This window comes from Mariniflexile sp. TRM1-10, from assembly GCF_003425985.1.
In the GTDB taxonomy this organism is placed as follows: domain Bacteria; phylum Bacteroidota; class Bacteroidia; order Flavobacteriales; family Flavobacteriaceae; genus Mariniflexile.
This window is the reverse complement of sequence record NZ_CP022985.1, coordinates 1,433,880-1,451,513: the sequence shown is the minus strand read 5'-3', so window position 1 is coordinate 1,451,513 and position 17,634 is coordinate 1,433,880. Positions and strand designations below refer to the sequence as shown.

The following is a 17,634-nucleotide window of genomic DNA, read 5'->3' as shown; positions in this document are numbered from 1 at the left end:
TTATTTTAACAAGTTTGTGGCTTCGTCCGGGAAGACTAAAGATGGTTTAAAAACTTTAGCTTCTTCAATATCCATAAAAGCATAAGTGATCAATATTAAAGTGTCGCCGACCGCAACTTTTCTGGCGGCAGCACCATTTAGTGTGATTTCACCACTGTTTCGTGGTCCTGGAATGCAATAGGTTTCTAAACGTTCACCATTGTCGTTATTTACAATTTGAACTTTTTCTCCTTGAATGATATTGGCTGCTTCCATTAAATCTTCATCAATAGTAATACTTCCTATGTAGTTAAGTTCTGCACCGGTGCATTTTACTCTGTGAATTTTAGATTTTACTACTTGTATTTGCATGTGGCAAAGATAATTAATTTAGAGCTATGTTGTCTATTAACCTAATATCATCGGCATACACGGCAATAAACGCTCTATATTTTTTGTTTTTCGTCTTACGGTTTATCGTTTTTAAGGTTGAAGCATCTGCAATAATAAAGTATTCTAACTTTAATAAATCATGGCTTTCAAACTGTTTTTCAACCCATTGCGAGACTTTATTAGCACTTTTTGTGCCAAAATAAGCTTTGGCAGTTGTTAATGTTTTATAAATAAAAGGTGCTGCTTCTTTATAATTTGGTTTTAGTCGGGTGTTGCGGGAACTCATTGCTAAACCAGACGCTTCTCTAGATATAGGACATGGTACAATGTTGACTGGAATATGATATTTTTCAACTAACTTTTTTATAATAGCTAATTGCTGAAAATCTTTTTCACCAAAATAAGCATTGTCGGGTTTTATAATGCTGAACAGGCGTTTTACGATGGTTCCCACACCATCAAAATGCCCGGTTCTAAATTTGCCTTCCATTTCAAACTCCAAGCCATCAAACTCAAAGGTTTCAGAGATTGTGTTTCCTTCGTATATGTCATCAATAGAAGGTGCGTAAACTAAAATAGCATCTTTATTTATAGAACTAAGTAATTCTATATCCCGCTCTAATGTTCTGGGATATTTTATTAAATCTTCTTTATTGTCAAATTGTGTTGGATTAACAAAAATACTAACTACAACCTTGTCATTGTTTTTTAATGCTTTTTTTACCAAAGCTAAGTGCCCTTTATGCAATGCACCCATGGTTGGAACCAATCCTAAAGTTTGATTTTTTTCTTTAAAAGCATCAATTGCAGCTATAATTTGTTGTTTTTCTGTGTAAACCTTCACTTTTTAATATAAAATTAACGGGTGCAAACTTAAGATTTTACAATCAATCTGCATAAATTTTTGTACTTTTGCGTGTTTTTTATTTCGATTTTTCGAAAGAAACACATTTATACAACAGGTATTTTCAAATTTCTTACACAAGAAATGATTAATAGCGGGTTGTATAAAATCTATAAAAAGCAATAAATACTAACACATGAAAGATAAGAGGATATTATATGTATCATCTGAAGTAGTGCCTTATTTACCAGAAACCGAAATTTCTTCAATGTCTTTTGAAGCGCCAAGATTGGTGAATCAACAAGGTGGTCAAATTAGGATTTTCATGCCTCGATACGGCAATATAAACGAACGAAGACATCAATTACACGAAGTTATTAGACTTTCTGGAATAAATTTAGTGATAAACGATTTAGATATGCCGCTTATTATTAAAGTAGCGTCTATTCCCAAAGAGCGCATTCAAGTTTATTTTATTGATAATGATGAATACTTTAAAAGAAAAGCAACCCTAACAGATGAAGATGGCAATTTATTTGCCGATAACGACGAGCGTGCTATCTTTTTTGCAAAAGGTGTTATTGAAACGGTTAAGAAATTAAATTGGTCGCCCGATGTTATTCATGTCCATGGGTGGTTAGCCTCTTTATTGCCTATTTACCTTAAAGAATACTACAAAGACGAACCTTTATTTACCGAAAGTAAAATAGTAACTTCAGTATACAATCAAAGTTTTAACAATACGTTAAATAAAGATATGTTTAATAAAGTTAAATTTGACAATCTTAATGAAGATTCTATTAAAGTTCTTGAAGAACCATCCTATGTTAACTTAATGAAAGTTGCTATTGATTATTCGGATGCTTTAATAGTAGGATCGGAAGATATTCCAAAAGAGTTAGAAACCTATTTAAAAGCGTCAAATAAACCCGTTTTAGAATATAAAAGTAAAGATGAATTTGGTGAAGCTTACAAAACATTTTTTAATACCAGCGTTTTAAGCTAATCTATTTACATTCATTTCAATATATATGAAGAAGACCATTAAAGCCCTTAAATTCCCTGTTGTTTTTTTATTTACTTTTTCATCTTTTATTGCTTGCGATAAAGATTTTTCGGTGGTAGAAAGCGATGTGCTTGGAGATAAAAATTTAAATTTTGGAACAGATGTAGATAGCCTTCAAATTGCTGCCTATAATAAAAAACTTGAAGCTATTCAAATTAATGGCTTATCTTCAAATCTGTTAGGTGTTTATAACGACCTCGCTTATGGGCAAACCATAGCAAGTATTATAACGCAAATAACACCAACTACCTTTAGTCCAGATTTTGGTGAGAACACCGTAATTGACTCTGTTGTTTTAACCATTCCATATTTTAGTAGAATAACAGGAACAGATACCGATGGTAATACTACTTATACTATTTTAGATTCTTTATATGGTAAAAAATCAAATAAAAGTATTAAACCTTTTAAATTGACCATTTATCAAAATAATTATTTCTTAAGGGATTTTGACCCAAGCGCAAGCTTGGATCAAAGACAAAAATACTATTCAAAAGCAGACAGAAGCATCAACGCTACCGATAATTTTGCATTAAATGGTACGTCTGTTATAAATTTTGATGAGCATAAAGGGGCTACTGTTTACTCAAAGCTATCGTTTACACCTAATAGTAATCCTGTTAAAACCACTACAGATAAAGGAACTGATGAAGCAGTTACAACCCGATCTGCACCCGCTTTAAGAGAAAAATTAGATGCTTCGTTTTGGGAAACTGCCATATTAGATAGAGAAGATGATGTCGTATTAAGTAGTGCTAGCGAATTTAATAACTATTTTAGAGGGCTGTATTTTAAAGCTGAAGCTATTGGTGCTGATGGTAGTATGGTTTTATTAAATTTAGCATCTACCAATGCCAATATTACCATTTATTACTCCAAAGATTCTACTGTTGAAGGTGAAAGAACACAAGCGACCTATGTATTAAACTTTACTGGAAATATTTTAAACACCTTTATTAATGACTATAGTTCTGTGCCATTACAAGATGGCGACGAAACTTTAGGTGACGAAACACTTTATTTAAAGGGTGCCGAAGGCTCTATGGCTGTTGTGGATTTGTTTAGCGGTGACAATGCTTTAGAAGATTTTTTAAACAGTTACAGAGTGCCTCTTGGTAACGGAGAATACAAAAAAGACAGTAATGGCAACTACATTTTAAAACGTTTAATAAACGATGCCCAATTACTTGTTTATGAAGACGACTTAATGCCCACCTATGGCGTAGATGAAAAAGGGAACGCTTATCATAAGTATGATAGAATTTACGCATACGACCTAGAAAATAATATCCCGCTTATTGATTATAATTACGATCCCAGTAAAGGAAATACTGCTTCGCCTTACAATTCTACATTTTTTCATTTAGGGCAACGTAAAACCGATGACACAGATGCGGTAAAATACAAAATTCATTTAACCGAGCATTTAAATAATATTTTACTTAGAGATTCAACCAACACCAAAATAGGATTGGTATTATCTAGTAATGTAAATGTAGTTAATAACGCTAAAATTTTAAATAGTGCGGGTGATGTTACCAATGTACCAGCTACATCTATAATCACCCCAAGAGGTACTATTTTACATGGAACCAATTCAGCAGTTCCTGATAACAGAAAAATGAAATTAAAGATATTTTTTACGGAGCCTAAATAAATTCATCTACATAGTAAAGTTACTTCTTGTTAAATAAAATTGAACTTTATCGTATAAAATAAGGACTTCATATAATAATTATCTTTCATTAGTATTTATTTTACATATTTGCTTTTTAATTAGAACCCAAGAAATCAAAAAAATAAATTATGTGTGGAATTGTAGGATATATAGGAACTAGAGAGGCTTACCCAATTATAATTGAAGGCCTCAAGCGATTAGAATATAGAGGTTATGACAGTGCAGGGATCGCACTTTTTGATGGCACCGACCTTAAAGTTTGTAAAACAAAAGGTAAGGTTTCAGATTTAGAAGCGCGTTCAGATAAAGAAATAACAAAACATGGCAATTTAGGTATTGGGCATACAAGATGGGCAACCCATGGTGTTCCCAACGATGTTAACTCGCACCCACACCTTTCAAATTCTGGCGATTTAGTTATTATTCATAATGGTATTATTGAAAATTACGAATCTTTAAAGCAAGAATTGATTTCTAGAGGGTTTACATTTAAATCGGATACAGATACCGAAGTTTTAATAAATTTAATTGAAGACGTAAAAAATCAAGAAAACGTAAAGCTTGGTAAAGCAGTACAAATTGCACTAAATCAAGTTGTTGGTGCGTATGCCATTGCCGTTTTTGATAAAACCAAACCAGAAGAAATTGTTATTGCCCGTTTAGGAAGTCCATTAGCAGTAGGCGTTGGTGAAGACGAATTTTTTATTGCAAGTGATGCCTCTCCTTTTTTAGAATATACCAAAAATGCCATCTATTTAGAAGATGAAGAAATGGCTATTATTAGATTTCATAAAGGCATAAAAGTTAGAAAAATTAAAGATGATTCTATCGTGCCAGCCTATGTTCAAGAACTTCAAATGAATCTTGAGCAAATTGAAAAAGGTGGATACGAGCATTTTATGCTGAAGGAGATCCACGAACAACCAAAAGCCATTACAGATACTTACAGAGGACGTCTTTTAAGAAACGAAGCCATTATAAAAATGGCAGGTGTTGAAGATAACATGAAAAAATTCCTCAATGCCAACCGTATCATAATTGTAGCTTGTGGTACCTCATGGCATGCCGGTTTAGTAGCAGAATACATTTTTGAAGATTTAGCAAGAATCCCTGTTGAAGTTGAATACGCTTCAGAGTTTAGATATAGAAACCCTGTAATTACTGAAAATGATGTTGTAATCGCCATTTCACAATCTGGAGAAACCGCCGATACCTTAGCAGCTATAAAATTAGCAAAATCCAAAGGCGCCTTTGTTTTTGGAGTTTGTAATGTTGTAGGTTCATCTATTGCCAGAGAAACCGATGCTGGAGCTTATACACATGCGGGGCCGGAAATTGGTGTGGCTTCAACAAAAGCTTTTACAACGCAAATAACGGTTTTAACTTTAATGGCGTTGCGTTTAGCAAGAGCGAAAGGCACTATTAGTAGTTCAGACTTCAGACAACATTTATTGGAATTAGAATTAATTCCTAAAAAAGTAGAACAAGCATTAGAATCGGATGCACATATTAGAATGATTGCTGATATTTACAAAGACTCTCGTAATTGTTTATACTTGGGAAGAGGCTTTAATTTTCCAGTAGCATTAGAAGGTGCTTTAAAATTAAAAGAGATTTCTTATATACACGCTGAAGGTTACCCTGCTGCCGAAATGAAACATGGTCCTATTGCTCTAATTGACGAAAACATGCCTATTGTTGTTATCGCAACCAGGAAAGGACATTATGAAAAAGTAGTAAGTAACATTCAGGAAATAAAATCAAGAAAAGGAAAAATCATAGGTATTGTTACCGAAGGTGATACTCAGGTTAGAGATCTTGCAGACCACGTTATTGAAGTTCCTGACACTTTAGAATCTTTATCTCCGTTATTAACTACTATTCCGCTTCAACTATTATCATACCATATAGCGGTATTATTAGGTAAAAATGTAGATCAACCACGTAACTTAGCTAAATCTGTTACTGTAGAGTAGTTTTACAGAGACTCTCTGAATCACTTTACGGTTTGTAATAGAAAACGTCATGATTAATATTAATCATGACGTTTTCTCGTTTATTAGGGTTTTTATTAGGTATAAAGCAGCGAATGTTCCTATTTTTTGTTAAATTTTACTATGCACGCATAATTTTTTTGTATTTTTATTCTTAAGTACTATATATTTTTTTATATTGTTGAGATAAAACTAAAACTAATTTAATACTAAATGAAGACAATCCTCCCTTTTTTTCTTTTGTTTTTTTGTGGCTTTGTTAATTCCCAAACGGTAATTACGGGGTCTGTTGTAGATGATAACAATCAACCCATTCCTGGTGCAAATGTTATTGTAGTAGGAACCTCAACAGGTACCGTTACGGATTTTGATGGAAATTTTACATTAACTTTTAGTCAAGCCCCGCCTTTTAGCGTTCGAGCCAGTAGCGTTGGTTTTGAAACAATGACCATACAAGTGACTTCTAATAATCAAAAGTTAAACTTCGTTCTTAAAGAAGGAACTTCATTGGATGAAGTAGTTATTTCTGCTTCAAGAACGCCAGAGCGTATTTTTGAATCGCCAGTTACAGTAGAGCGTTTAGGACTTCAAGAAATTAAAAACACGGCTTCCGCCGATTTTTATGATAGCTTGGAAAACCTGAAAGGGGTCGATATAAACACAAACAGTTTAACTTTCAAGTCTATTAATACGCGTGGTTTCGCAACATTTGCTAATAACCGTTTTATGCAATTGGTTGACGGTATGGATAACTCCTCACCAGCGTTAAATTTTCCTTTAGGAAACTTAGTTGGAATGACTGAAACGGATATTTTAAGTGTTGAATTGCTGCCAGGTGCGTCGTCTGCGCTGTATGGTGCCAATGCCTTTAATGGTATTTTGTTTATGCGAAGCAAGAATCCTTTTGATTATCAAGGTATTAGTACATCCTTAAAAAGAGGTATCACTTCGCAAAAAGCAGCGGGAGACAATCCATATACCGATGTAAGTTTCCGTGCTGCACATAAGTTTAGCAACAAATTTGCAGGTAAAATTAATTTTGGATACCTAAAGGGAACCGATTGGACTGCAACTAGCGAAGTAGATAACGACATGGTTGGTGGCTCTAGAGAAACAAATATAAATTACAATGGTGTAAATGTATATGGCGATGAAGTTTCAACAAATATAAATGGTGTTGCCATAACTTTAGAAGGTCTAGGGATTTTACCCACCGGTGCGAGTGCGCTTGTGCCTTCGGTTAATGTTAGTAGAACAGGTTATAATGAACGCGACTTAACAGACTATAATGCAGAAAGCGTTAAAGCCGACTGGGGATTGTATTATAGACCTTGGGAAAATGATTTTGAAATATCTTATGTAGGCAAAGTCGGTACAGGGTCAACGATATATCAAGGAACCAATAGATACAGTATTAATGGGTTTTTTCAACAACAACATAAACTAGAACTTAAGAATGACAATTTCTTTTTAAGAGGTTACGTGGTTAGTGACAAAGCTGGTGATTCCTACGACATGGTGTTCACAGGTATCAATATTAATAGGGCATGGAAAGACGATCCAACGTGGTTTGGGCAATATGCAGGAACTTATGTGCAAGCTACCCTTGGCGGTGCAACCGATGCCCAAGCACATGCCGCGGCTAGAGCCGTTGCCGAAACAGGGCGTTTTTTGCCTGGTTCTGATGATTTTATAGCTGCTTTCAATAAAAGCATTAGTGATCCAGACTTATCTACGGGATCAAAGTTTCAAGACGCCTCTAAATATTATCATGCCGACGGAAATTATAATTTTAGCCATTTGATAGATGTTGCCGATATTCAAGTGGGTGGTTCTTACAGACAATATAGCTTGAATTCTTCTGGAACTATTTATACCGATAAAGATGGTCCTATTGATTATTCCGAGTTTGGTGTATACACTCAAATCCAAAAAGATTTAGAGCTAACCGAAGCTTTAGAATTAAAGCTAACAGGTTCCATACGATACGATAAATCGGAATTTTTTGATGGCTTCTTTTCTCCAAGAATTTCTGCAGGTTTGACGGTTAATAAAAATCATAATATAAGGGCTTCTGTGCAAACAGGCTTTAGAAATCCAACCACTCAAGATTTATTTATTGGGTTAGATGCGGGTAGAGCCATATTAGTTGGAGCAGCGCCTAGTAATTTAGATCGCTATGTTAGGACTTTTAATGTTAGTGGTGGCGGCCAACTTTTAGGACAACCAGCTACCATTACACAAACCGGTCGGGTGGCTTATGAAAACTCATATACAAGAAATGCTTTGGAAACACTTCAAGCAACTGGAAATCCCGCTGTTTTAGCAGACCCCGATGCCATTGCAAACCCAAGTTTGGTAAAACCAGAACAAGTGTCCTCGGCAGAAGTGGGTTACAGAGGAAAGTTAAACAAAGTAATTATAGATTTTAGTGCTTATTATAATAAATATAAAGATTTTATTTCTCAAGAAGTTGTGGTAGCACCTTATTATGGTAGCGTTGGAGATAACACCTTATCGGTTGCTGCAATAGCAAATGGGGACTACCAAGTATATAGCACATATACTAACTCACCTGCAGATGTAAACTCATACGGCGCTTCCATTGGATTGTCAACTAAAGTATTTGGGGATTTTGATTTAAGCGGCAGTTATACCTATGCTAAATTAGATTTTGATCAAGCGAAATACCCGGATTTTACAACAAACTTTAATACGCCCGAGCATAAATTTAAGGCCTCTTTTGGCAATACGGAATTGTTTAAAAACTTCGGCTTTAATGTATCTTATAGATTTAGTGACGATTATTTTTGGGAAGCAACATTTGGCAATGGTGTTGTGCCAGAATTCCATGTAGTTGATGCCCAAATTAACTTATTAGTGCCTAGTATGAAATCCATATTCAAAGCAGGTGCTACAAACCTAACAGGAAAAGAATACTATACCGCATATGGAACAGGCTATATAGGTTCTATGTATTATGTTTCTTGGACAATTAACAACTTATAAAATGAAAACTAAAATAATGAATACAAAATATATATGGCTGTTAATAATCCTATTAGGGTTTACAGCATGTAACGATATTGAAGATGTTAGCAGGCTTGAAGAAGAAGTTGAATTACCTGAGTTAACTGCTGGTTCTGCCGATTTTTCAAACTATGTCGCCATAGGAGCATCGTTTACTTCTGGTTTTACCGATAATGCTTTATTTAAAGCTGCCCAAGAAAATTCATTTCCAAATATATTATCCCAACAATTTGAAAAAGTTGGAGGTGGCACTTTTACACAACCCTTAACAAGTGATAATTATGGTGGTTTAGCAGCAGCAGGTTCGAGATTACCTGGTTTTGACCCAAGATTGGTTTTTGGAGGTGCTGGACCAGTTCCTTTGGAATCTGTAATAGGTCCTGTAACCGTGAGCACAGATATTGCTATAAATAAACCAACAGGTCCTTTTAACAATATGGGCGTTCCTGGTGCTAAAAGTTATCATTTACTGTTTGACGGTTATGGTAATATTGCAAATTTAGCAACTAAAACCGCTAATCCTTACTTTGTAAGAATGGCATCAAGCGCAACAGCTACTGTTTTAGGAGATGCTATGGCACAAAGCCCCACATTTTTTACATTATCAGAAATTGGAGGAAATGATGTTTTAGGGTATGCAATTTCTGGTGGTGATGGTTCAAATACAATAACACCAAGTGCAGGAAATGTTGGTGTAGGCTTTGATGCTACTTTTGGTTATTTAGTTACCACCTTAACGTCAGGTGGCGCAAAAGGCGTAGTAACCAATGTTCCTTATGTAAAAGACCTACCTCATTTTACAACCGTTCCTTATAAGCCTTTAAGTCCAACGAACCCAGCTTTTGGTCCACAAATAGCTACTCTGAATGGTATTTTTGGTCAATTAAATCAGGTGTTTGCTTTTCTTGGAGTTCCAGAACGTTCCATTATTTTTTCTACAACAGCTGCTAGTCCCGTTGTTATAAAGGACGAAAATTTAACAAATTTATCTGCTCAGATTACGGCTGTATTAAATGCAAGTCCAACATTTCCAGCATTTGTACAATCATTTGGTTTACCTGCTCAAGCAGCTCCAAATGTTGCTGCTTTATTTGGACTAACTTACGGACAAGCAAGACAAGCTAAAGAGACAGATTTACTAGTACTTCCAAGTAGTTCGGTAATTGGAACTGTTAATATGGACTCGGTTGCTTTTTTAATGTCCCAAGGTTTACCACAAACTTTAGCAGGTCAATTTTCTGCAGAAGGCATAACACTTCCTTTAGCTGACAAATGGGTTTTGACCCCAGAAGAGCAGCAAGAAATTAAAGATGCGACTGATGCCTATAATGCCACAATTGCATCGGTTGCAAACTCAAACCCTAATGTTGCTTTAGTAGATTTAAATAACATTCTTCAAGAAGCAACAGCCAACGGAGTTGTTTTTGATAATTATACTATGAGAACAAAACTAGTTACAGGCGGAGCAATAGGTTTAGATGGTATACATTTAACAGCAAGAGGCTACGCTTATTTAGCTAATAAATTTCTAGAAAAAATAGATGAAGCTTTTGGTTCGAACTTTATCGCATCAGGGAATGTTGCGAAAGCAGGAGACTATCCAACAAATTATTCTCCAACCTTAAATTAATTTTAAAGAACACCATAAAACGCCTTGAATTTCAAGGCGTTTTTTTATTGTAAAAAAGCTTAAAAAACAACTTTCAATTTAAATTAAAAAAATTATCTTTGCACGCGGAAACTAAAAGTGTTTTCATTCAATTAAAACGCATAATATTAAACATATAAGCAATGTCTAAAGTTACAGGTAAGGTTGCACAGATAGTAGGTCCAGTTATCGATGTTGAATTCGGTGCTGGTTCTGAACTTCCAAAAATTTATGATTCATTAGAAATTAAAAGACCTGACGGTTCTTTATTAGTATTAGAAGTGCAATCTCACATTGGTGAAGATACAGTACGTACTATTGCTATGGACTCATCAGACGGTTTAAGCAGAGGTACTGAAGTTATTGCAACTGGAGCGCCTATACAAATGCCTATTGGCGATGATGTTTACGGACGTTTGTTTAATGTAATTGGAGATGCTATCGATGGTCTTGGAGATTTACCTAAAGCTGGAAATGCTGGGTTGCCAATTCACCGTCAAGCACCTAAATTTGAAGATTTATCAACTTCTACCGAAGTTTTATTTACGGGTATTAAAGTAATCGACTTAATTGAGCCTTATGCAAAAGGAGGTAAAATTGGTTTATTTGGTGGTGCTGGTGTAGGTAAAACAGTACTGATTCAAGAGTTGATTAACAATATTGCAAAAGGACATGGTGGATTATCAGTATTTGCTGGTGTAGGAGAAAGAACTCGTGAAGGAAATGACCTTTTAAGAGAGATGTTAGAGTCTGGAATTATTCGCTATGGTGATGATTTCATGCATTCTATGGAAGAAGGCGGATGGGATTTATCTAAAGTTGATAAATCTAAAATGAAAGAATCTAAAGCGACTTTCGTATTTGGTCAAATGAACGAGCCACCTGGAGCACGTGCACGTGTTGCCTTATCTGGTTTAACAATTGCAGAATATTTCCGTGATGGTGCTGGTGAAGGACAAGGTAAAGACGTACTTTTCTTCGTAGATAACATTTTCCGTTTTACACAAGCGGGTTCTGAGGTATCTGCATTATTAGGCCGTATGCCATCTGCAGTAGGTTACCAACCAACTTTAGCAACCGAGATGGGAGCTATGCAAGAGCGTATTACTTCAACAAAAAGAGGTTCTATTACATCGGTACAAGCGGTTTACGTACCTGCGGATGATTTAACGGATCCTGCGCCTGCAACAACGTTTGCCCACTTAGATGCTACGACTGTATTATCACGTAAAATTGCTGAGTTAGGTATTTATCCTGCGGTAGACCCGTTAGATTCTACTTCTAGAATTTTAACTGCCGATATTTTAGGTAAAGATCATTATGCTTGTGCACAACGTGTGAAAGAGTTGTTACAACGCTACAAAGAATTACAAGATATTATTGCTATTCTTGGTATGGAAGAGCTTTCTGAGGATGATAAATTAGCTGTAGGACGTGCAAGACGTGTGCAACGTTTCTTATCCCAACCTTTTCACGTAGCAGAACAATTTACAGGCATCCCAGGTGTTTTAGTAGACATTAAAGAAACCATTAAAGGATTTAACATGATTATGGATGGTGAATTAGATCACTTACCAGAAGCTGCGTTTAACCTTAAAGGTACTATTGAAGAAGCTATTGAGTCTGGAGAGAAAATGCTAGCTGAGGCGTAAGCCGAAGCTAATGCTGAACTTGTTTCAGTATCCCTTAAATTGAAACTCGAATAAACATTAAAAGACCCTGAAATAAATTCAGGGTATTTAAACAAGTTTAAATATGTATTTAGAAATTGTATCACCAGAAGCTACTTTGTTCAGTTCAGAAGTTGATTCTGTAACGCTTCCTGGTCTTAATGGTGAATTCCAAATATTAAAAGATCACGCATCTATTGTGTCTCTTTTAAAAGAAGGTACTATTAAAATCAATACTCATACACAAAATTTGGTTTTGGATGCGTTACACTCTGAAGTTGTTCCTCGTAAAGACGACCCTAAAGTTTTAACGCTAAAAATCAATTCCGGTACTATTGAAATGAAAGATAATAAAGTAATTGTTTTAGTAGACTAAACATTATCTTATTACTCATATAATATGAAACCGCTTCAACTGAAGCGGTTTTTTTATATGAACCCATCTTGACTTTTTGTTTTTAACCGAAAATGAGATAAAATTTGTATAGATGAGGCGCTTTTTGAAAGGCATAGCAGAGCTAAGTATAAATAAATAAACGAAATATAGACGAATTTTAGCCATTCCTGCCTGCCGGCAGGCAGGTTTTAGGAAATAGAAAAAGTCAAGATGAGTTCTATTTTAAATTGCTACATTTGTTATTATAAATTTTAAATCATTTAATTCATGTCTGATGTTGTATTAAAACTCCATTCTTATTGGGCTTATCTAGTGCTTTTAATTTTAATTATTGCGGTTGTAAATGCATTAATAAAAGTATTAGGGGACAAAGAATACGAAGCTAAAGATTTTAGAATATCGTTATTCACTTTAATAGTATCGCATATTCAATTGCTAATCGGGTTGATATTATATTTTGTGTCTCCTAAATTCGAATTATGGAGTCAATTAGGTGCTGAGGTTATGAAGAATCCACTTGCAAGATTGTATTTGGTAGAACATCCGTTAGTGAATATTATAGCTGTTGCTTTAATTACAATAGGCTATTCAAAACATAAAAAGAAGTTAACTTCAAAAGCAAAATTAAAACCAATAGCTATTTTTTATAGTATTGCTTTAATATTATTTTTATCAAGAATTCCTTGGAGTGTTTGGTTAGCTTAGAAACAAAAAGAGGCTAAAAAGTCCTTTAAATTTAATTTGTCAGGTTGAGCTTGTCGAAACCGATATTGATTAACAGTAAGTTAAAATATTTTGATAAGCTCCGATATGACATAGAATTAGACTTTTTAGCCTCTTTTTGTTTTATATATTAGTAAAACTAATTGCCTACTTCCTTTATAATATAAACATACACGGGAAAGTGGTCGCTAAACCCATCGGTAAAACCACCATTAGAAAAGCTGCGTTTTGGATAGCCTTTGTAAGTGCCCGATTTGTCAATTAAATAGTTTTTATTGTAAATACCAGCTTTGTAAAACTGGAATGACGAATAATTTTTTTCAAGTAAAGGTTTGGTAACCATTATTTGGTCAAATAAACTCCAAGCATCTCTAAAAGCGGTAGTGCCTAAACCATTTTTAAAGTAATTTTCATAAGGGTTATAAATGCCTTTAAAAACTACTTTTTCTTTGTTCTTCTGGGTTTTTAAAACATCTTTAACACTTTTGTTTATAGGGTCGTCATTCAAATCGCCCATAACAAAAATCTTAGCGTAAGGGTCTATTACTTGCAGCGAATCGACTAAATGTTTGGTTAGTTTGGCAGCCGCTATACGTTTGGGTCTGCTTTTTGCTTCACCACCGCTTCTTGAGGGCCAGTGGTTTACTATGAGATGAATTAAATCGCCTTCCAGTTCGCCACTAACCAGCAATTGGTCTCTAGTATATTTACGTTTTCTGGTTTGGCCATCAAATATCTTTAATTCATGGCTGCTTGTAGAAATAGGGGTGAAAAGTTTTTTTTGGTATAACAGTGCCACATCTATACCTCTAACATCGGGCGAGTGGTAGTGTACAATGCCATAATCTTTACTTCTTAATAAAGTGTCATTAACAACATCTTCTAAAACCTGTCTGTTTTCAACCTCACAAACCCCAATAACGGCGGGCGAGTTGTTGGTGTCTTCTTTACCAATATCGGCTAAAACACGAGCCATATTTTTTACTTTCTTTTTATAGACCTCTTCTCTGTTCGTGTTTAGTTCCATGATTGGACTCGCTTCATCAAACTTGGTAGGATCATCTACAGGATCGAATAGGTTTTCTAAATTATAGAAGGCAATTGTATGTATTTTATAAATCTTTTTTCCTTGTGCGTTAGCTTGTACTATGAAGAATAAAATGAAGGTTAAAAAATAGAGTTTGATTTTTCTCATGAGTAAAATATTATGTTAGTATTATTTTAATTACAAAGTATAAACTAAAAGTAAACATTAATTATATAAATTAGATTAATATAATAATATTATTTAACTTACAATTTTTAATTTCAGTATGAAATTGCTTAAAATAAAAAGTTTGCTTGCAAATAGTTTTAAAATAGAGCAATCTCACATAATCTAAAACAATAGATGTTTACGTATGAAAAAAAGGTTATTTATTTCTTTATTCGGAATGTTTTCAATTTTCACGGGTTTTGCACAACAAACCATTGTAAAAGGCAGTGTAAAAGATGCGGTGTCTTTTGAACCAATCCCAAATGTTTCTGTCACTATTGAAGAAACAAATCAAACAACACAAACAGATGCTAAAGGGGTCTTTGCGTTTTCTGCAAATGTGCCTTTGGGTGAGCAGGTTTTAAGAATTTCTAAAGCAGGTTATATTACCAAGCGGTATCCTATAGTTGTAAATGAAGCCAGAATTGTAAACATTACCGATATGACTTTAGAATTTGATATTGCAAGTTCTCAAGACTTATTTACCATTACTCTTTCCGATGATGAATTGAATGATGATACCAGTGGCTCAGATAATATTTCTGGGTTATTATCATCATCCTTAGATGTGTTTCAGCGTACTGCAGCTTTCGAGTTTAGCGCGTCGTTTTTTAGAATGCGAGGGTTGGATTCTGAAAACGGTTCCGTACTGATTAATGGCATTGAAATGAACAAGGTGTATGATGGTAGACCACAATGGAGTAACTGGGGCGGATTAAACGATATGCTAAGAAACCAAGAGTTGACTTCAGGTTTAACTCCATCGGCGTATAATTTTGGAGGTATTTTAGGAACCACCAATATGAATACTAGAGCCTCCAATTATCGAGAAGGTGGCCAAATAACCTATTCATCTTCCAATAGAAGTTATACCAATAGAGCGATGGCAAGTTATGCAACTGGTTTGATGAAAAATGGTTGGTCTATGGCCATGATGGCATCGAGACGTTGGGGTAACGAAGGCTATCAAGATGCCACATTTTATGATGCCAATTCATTTTTTGTCTCTATAGAGAAGCAATTTGGAGATAAGCATAGTTTAAATATCACATCTATTTATGCACCAAACAGACGTGGAAAATCGTCACCAAATACTCAGGAAGTGTACGATTTAAAAGGTATAAAATATAATGATTATTGGGGTTGGCAAAATGGAGAAAAGCGCAATTCGCGTATAAAAAAAGTAGAAGAGCCTATTTTAATGCTAAACCATTATTGGAACCTTTCTAAAAAATTGACGTTAAATACCAACGTTGGTTATCAATTTGGGCGGGTTGGTAATAGTAGGTTGGATTATGCAGGAGGCACTAATCCAAGTCCAACGTATTATCAAAAATTACCAAGTTATTTTTTATCAGATCCCGATGGGCCTGATACAGCAGGAGCCTATGAAGCAGAACAGGAATTTTTAAATAACGGACAAATAGATTGGAACAGAATTTACGACGCCAACCTTACCAACAATGTTGCAGGCACAACAGCTGCTTATGTATTGTATGAGGATAGGAGTGACGATAAACTACTTACATTAAATTCAATTTTGAATTCAGAAATCAATCAAAATATTATAGTAAACGCTTCTGTGAACTATAAAAAATTGACATCTGAAAATTTTGGGGAAATTTTGGACTTACTAGGTTCAAACACCGGTGTTTTAAATGTAGATTCTTTTGATAACTATCAATACGATTCCCAAAATCCAGATAGAGTTGTAGGTGAAGGTGATACCTATAGATACAACTACAATTTATTTGCCGATGTTATTTCAGGTTATGCACAAGCACAATTTAAATATAATAAAATTGATTTTTATCTTTCAGGTAGTGCAACAAACACAAGCTATCAAAGAGAAGGTTTATGGGAGCATAGTAGGTTTCCGGGAGAGTTGTCTCATGGTAAAGGCGAAGCGTTGACTTTTAATGGTTTTGGTACTAAAGCAGGATTTACCTATAAAATAACGGGGAAACATCTAGTAGATGTGAATAGTGGGTACATTACCAAAGCGCCATCATTACGTAATACCTATTCAAACTCAAGAGAAAACCATAATATAGTTAGAGACTTGGAAGAGGAAAAAGTAACGGCTATGGATGCCAGTTATATTTTCCGTTCACCCATAGTAAAAGCAAAATTAACGGCATACTATTCTAGAATTGAAGATGCTAACGAAGTTGGTTTTTATTTCGCTGATGGTTTAAGTGGAGAAGCTATAGAAGATAACGATACTTCAGCTTTTGTTCAAGAAGTGTTGCAAGGAATTGATAAAAAGAATATAGGTGCAGAACTAGGTATTGAAGCACAGATAACACCAACTATTAAACTAAAAGGAGCAGCTTCTGTGGGTCAATTTACATATGATAATAATCCAGAGCTGTATTTAACGTCTGCTAATTTTACTTCACCAAGTGGCTCCATATCTTATGGGAAAGCTAATTTAAAAGATTATAAAGTTGCTGGAGGACCACAACGTGCCTATTCCGTTGGGTTTGAATACAGAGATCCAGAATACTGGTGGTTTGGTGCAACAGCAAATTTTTTCACAAATACATATGCAGATATTAATACCTTAACAAGAACTGAGAATTTTTATTTAGATGCTGATGGTTTGCCATTTAACGATTATGATGAAGATGTAGCGAGAGCACTTCTGAAACAAGAAAAATTTGATGATTATATGGTGATAAACCTTGTTGGAGGTAAATCTTGGAAAATTGGCGGCAAGTATGTAGGCTTTTTTGCAAGCATAGGAAACCTTTTAGATAAAGAGTATAAAACAGGAGGTTTTGAACAAGGAAGAAATGCTAATTACCGTGAATTAAGAGATGATAATGCAAATCCTGCCCGCATATTCGGAAACAAATATTGGTACGCCCGTGGTGCCAATTACTTCGTTAACTTTTACCTAAGATTTTAAAAACACACACTATGAAATAGCTACAAAAAAGAAGTTTGTTTAC

12 protein-coding genes are annotated in these 17,634 nt (G+C 34.7%); 9 read left to right on the top strand and 3 right to left on the bottom strand.

Annotated features, from left to right (window positions below; genetic code table 11):
• A complete protein-coding gene (gene panD / locus CJ739_RS06190; RefSeq protein ID WP_117173454.1) occupies window positions 1-351 on the bottom strand; it encodes an aspartate 1-decarboxylase in 351 nt (116 codons plus the stop codon).
• Window positions 352-364: 13 nt separating this feature from the next.
• Window positions 365-1,216: a pantoate--beta-alanine ligase gene (gene panC / locus CJ739_RS06185; RefSeq protein ID WP_117173452.1), complete on the bottom strand. Its 852-nt coding sequence runs from the start codon at window positions 1,214-1,216 to the stop codon at window positions 365-367.
• 196 nt (window positions 1,217-1,412) lie between these two features.
• Here panC and CJ739_RS06180 point away from each other — a divergent pair, with 196 nt between their 5' ends.
• The 8 genes from CJ739_RS06180 to CJ739_RS06145 all read left to right on the top strand — a co-directional run bounded on the left by CJ739_RS06180 (window position 1,413) and on the right by CJ739_RS06145 (window position 13,404).
• Complete coding sequence (locus CJ739_RS06180; protein ID WP_117173450.1) at window positions 1,413-2,222, top strand: glycogen/starch synthase; 810 nt, start codon at window positions 1,413-1,415, stop codon at window positions 2,220-2,222.
• Between the two features lie 25 nt (window positions 2,223-2,247).
• Entirely contained in the window at window positions 2,248-3,939 is a 1,692-nt protein-coding gene (gene bamH / locus CJ739_RS06175) for a BamH family beta-barrel-assembly machinery protein (RefSeq protein ID WP_117173448.1), read from the top strand.
• Between the two features lie 149 nt (window positions 3,940-4,088).
• Complete coding sequence (glmS, locus tag CJ739_RS06170; protein WP_117173446.1) at window positions 4,089-5,936, top strand: glutamine--fructose-6-phosphate transaminase (isomerizing); 1,848 nt, start codon at window positions 4,089-4,091, stop codon at window positions 5,934-5,936.
• Window positions 5,937-6,167: 231 nt separating this feature from the next.
• A complete protein-coding gene (locus CJ739_RS06165) occupies window positions 6,168-8,963 on the top strand; it encodes a TonB-dependent receptor (protein ID WP_117173444.1) in 2,796 nt (931 codons plus the stop codon).
• Between the two features lies 1 nt (window position 8,964).
• Window positions 8,965-10,614 (top strand): SGNH/GDSL hydrolase family protein, encoded by a 1,650-nt coding sequence (locus CJ739_RS06160; RefSeq protein WP_236951618.1) that lies wholly within the window; start codon window positions 8,965-8,967, stop codon window positions 10,612-10,614.
• A 161-nt stretch (window positions 10,615-10,775) separates the two neighbouring features.
• Window positions 10,776-12,284 (top strand): F0F1 ATP synthase subunit beta, encoded by a 1,509-nt coding sequence (gene atpD / locus CJ739_RS06155; protein ID WP_117173442.1) that lies wholly within the window; start codon window positions 10,776-10,778, stop codon window positions 12,282-12,284.
• A gap of 103 nt (window positions 12,285-12,387) precedes the next feature.
• Window positions 12,388-12,678 carry a F0F1 ATP synthase subunit delta/epsilon gene (locus CJ739_RS06150; RefSeq protein ID WP_117173440.1) on the top strand — a complete coding sequence of 97 codons (291 nt, stop codon included), beginning with the start codon at window positions 12,388-12,390 and terminating at the stop codon, window positions 12,676-12,678.
• A 288-nt stretch (window positions 12,679-12,966) separates the two neighbouring features.
• Entirely contained in the window at window positions 12,967-13,404 is a 438-nt protein-coding gene (locus CJ739_RS06145) for a hypothetical protein (protein WP_117173438.1), read from the top strand.
• 157 nt (window positions 13,405-13,561) lie between these two features.
• On the opposite strand, the gene CJ739_RS06140 is transcribed toward CJ739_RS06145, so the two are convergent.
• Window positions 13,562-14,617: an endonuclease/exonuclease/phosphatase family protein gene (locus CJ739_RS06140; protein ID WP_117173436.1), complete on the bottom strand. Its 1,056-nt coding sequence runs from the start codon at window positions 14,615-14,617 to the stop codon at window positions 13,562-13,564.
• Window positions 14,618-14,822: 205 nt separating this feature from the next.
• Here CJ739_RS06140 and CJ739_RS06135 point away from each other — a divergent pair, with 205 nt between their 5' ends.
• Window positions 14,823-17,591 (top strand): carboxypeptidase regulatory-like domain-containing protein, encoded by a 2,769-nt coding sequence (locus CJ739_RS06135; protein WP_117173433.1) that lies wholly within the window; start codon window positions 14,823-14,825, stop codon window positions 17,589-17,591.
• The last annotated feature ends 43 nt before the right edge of the window (window positions 17,592-17,634 follow it).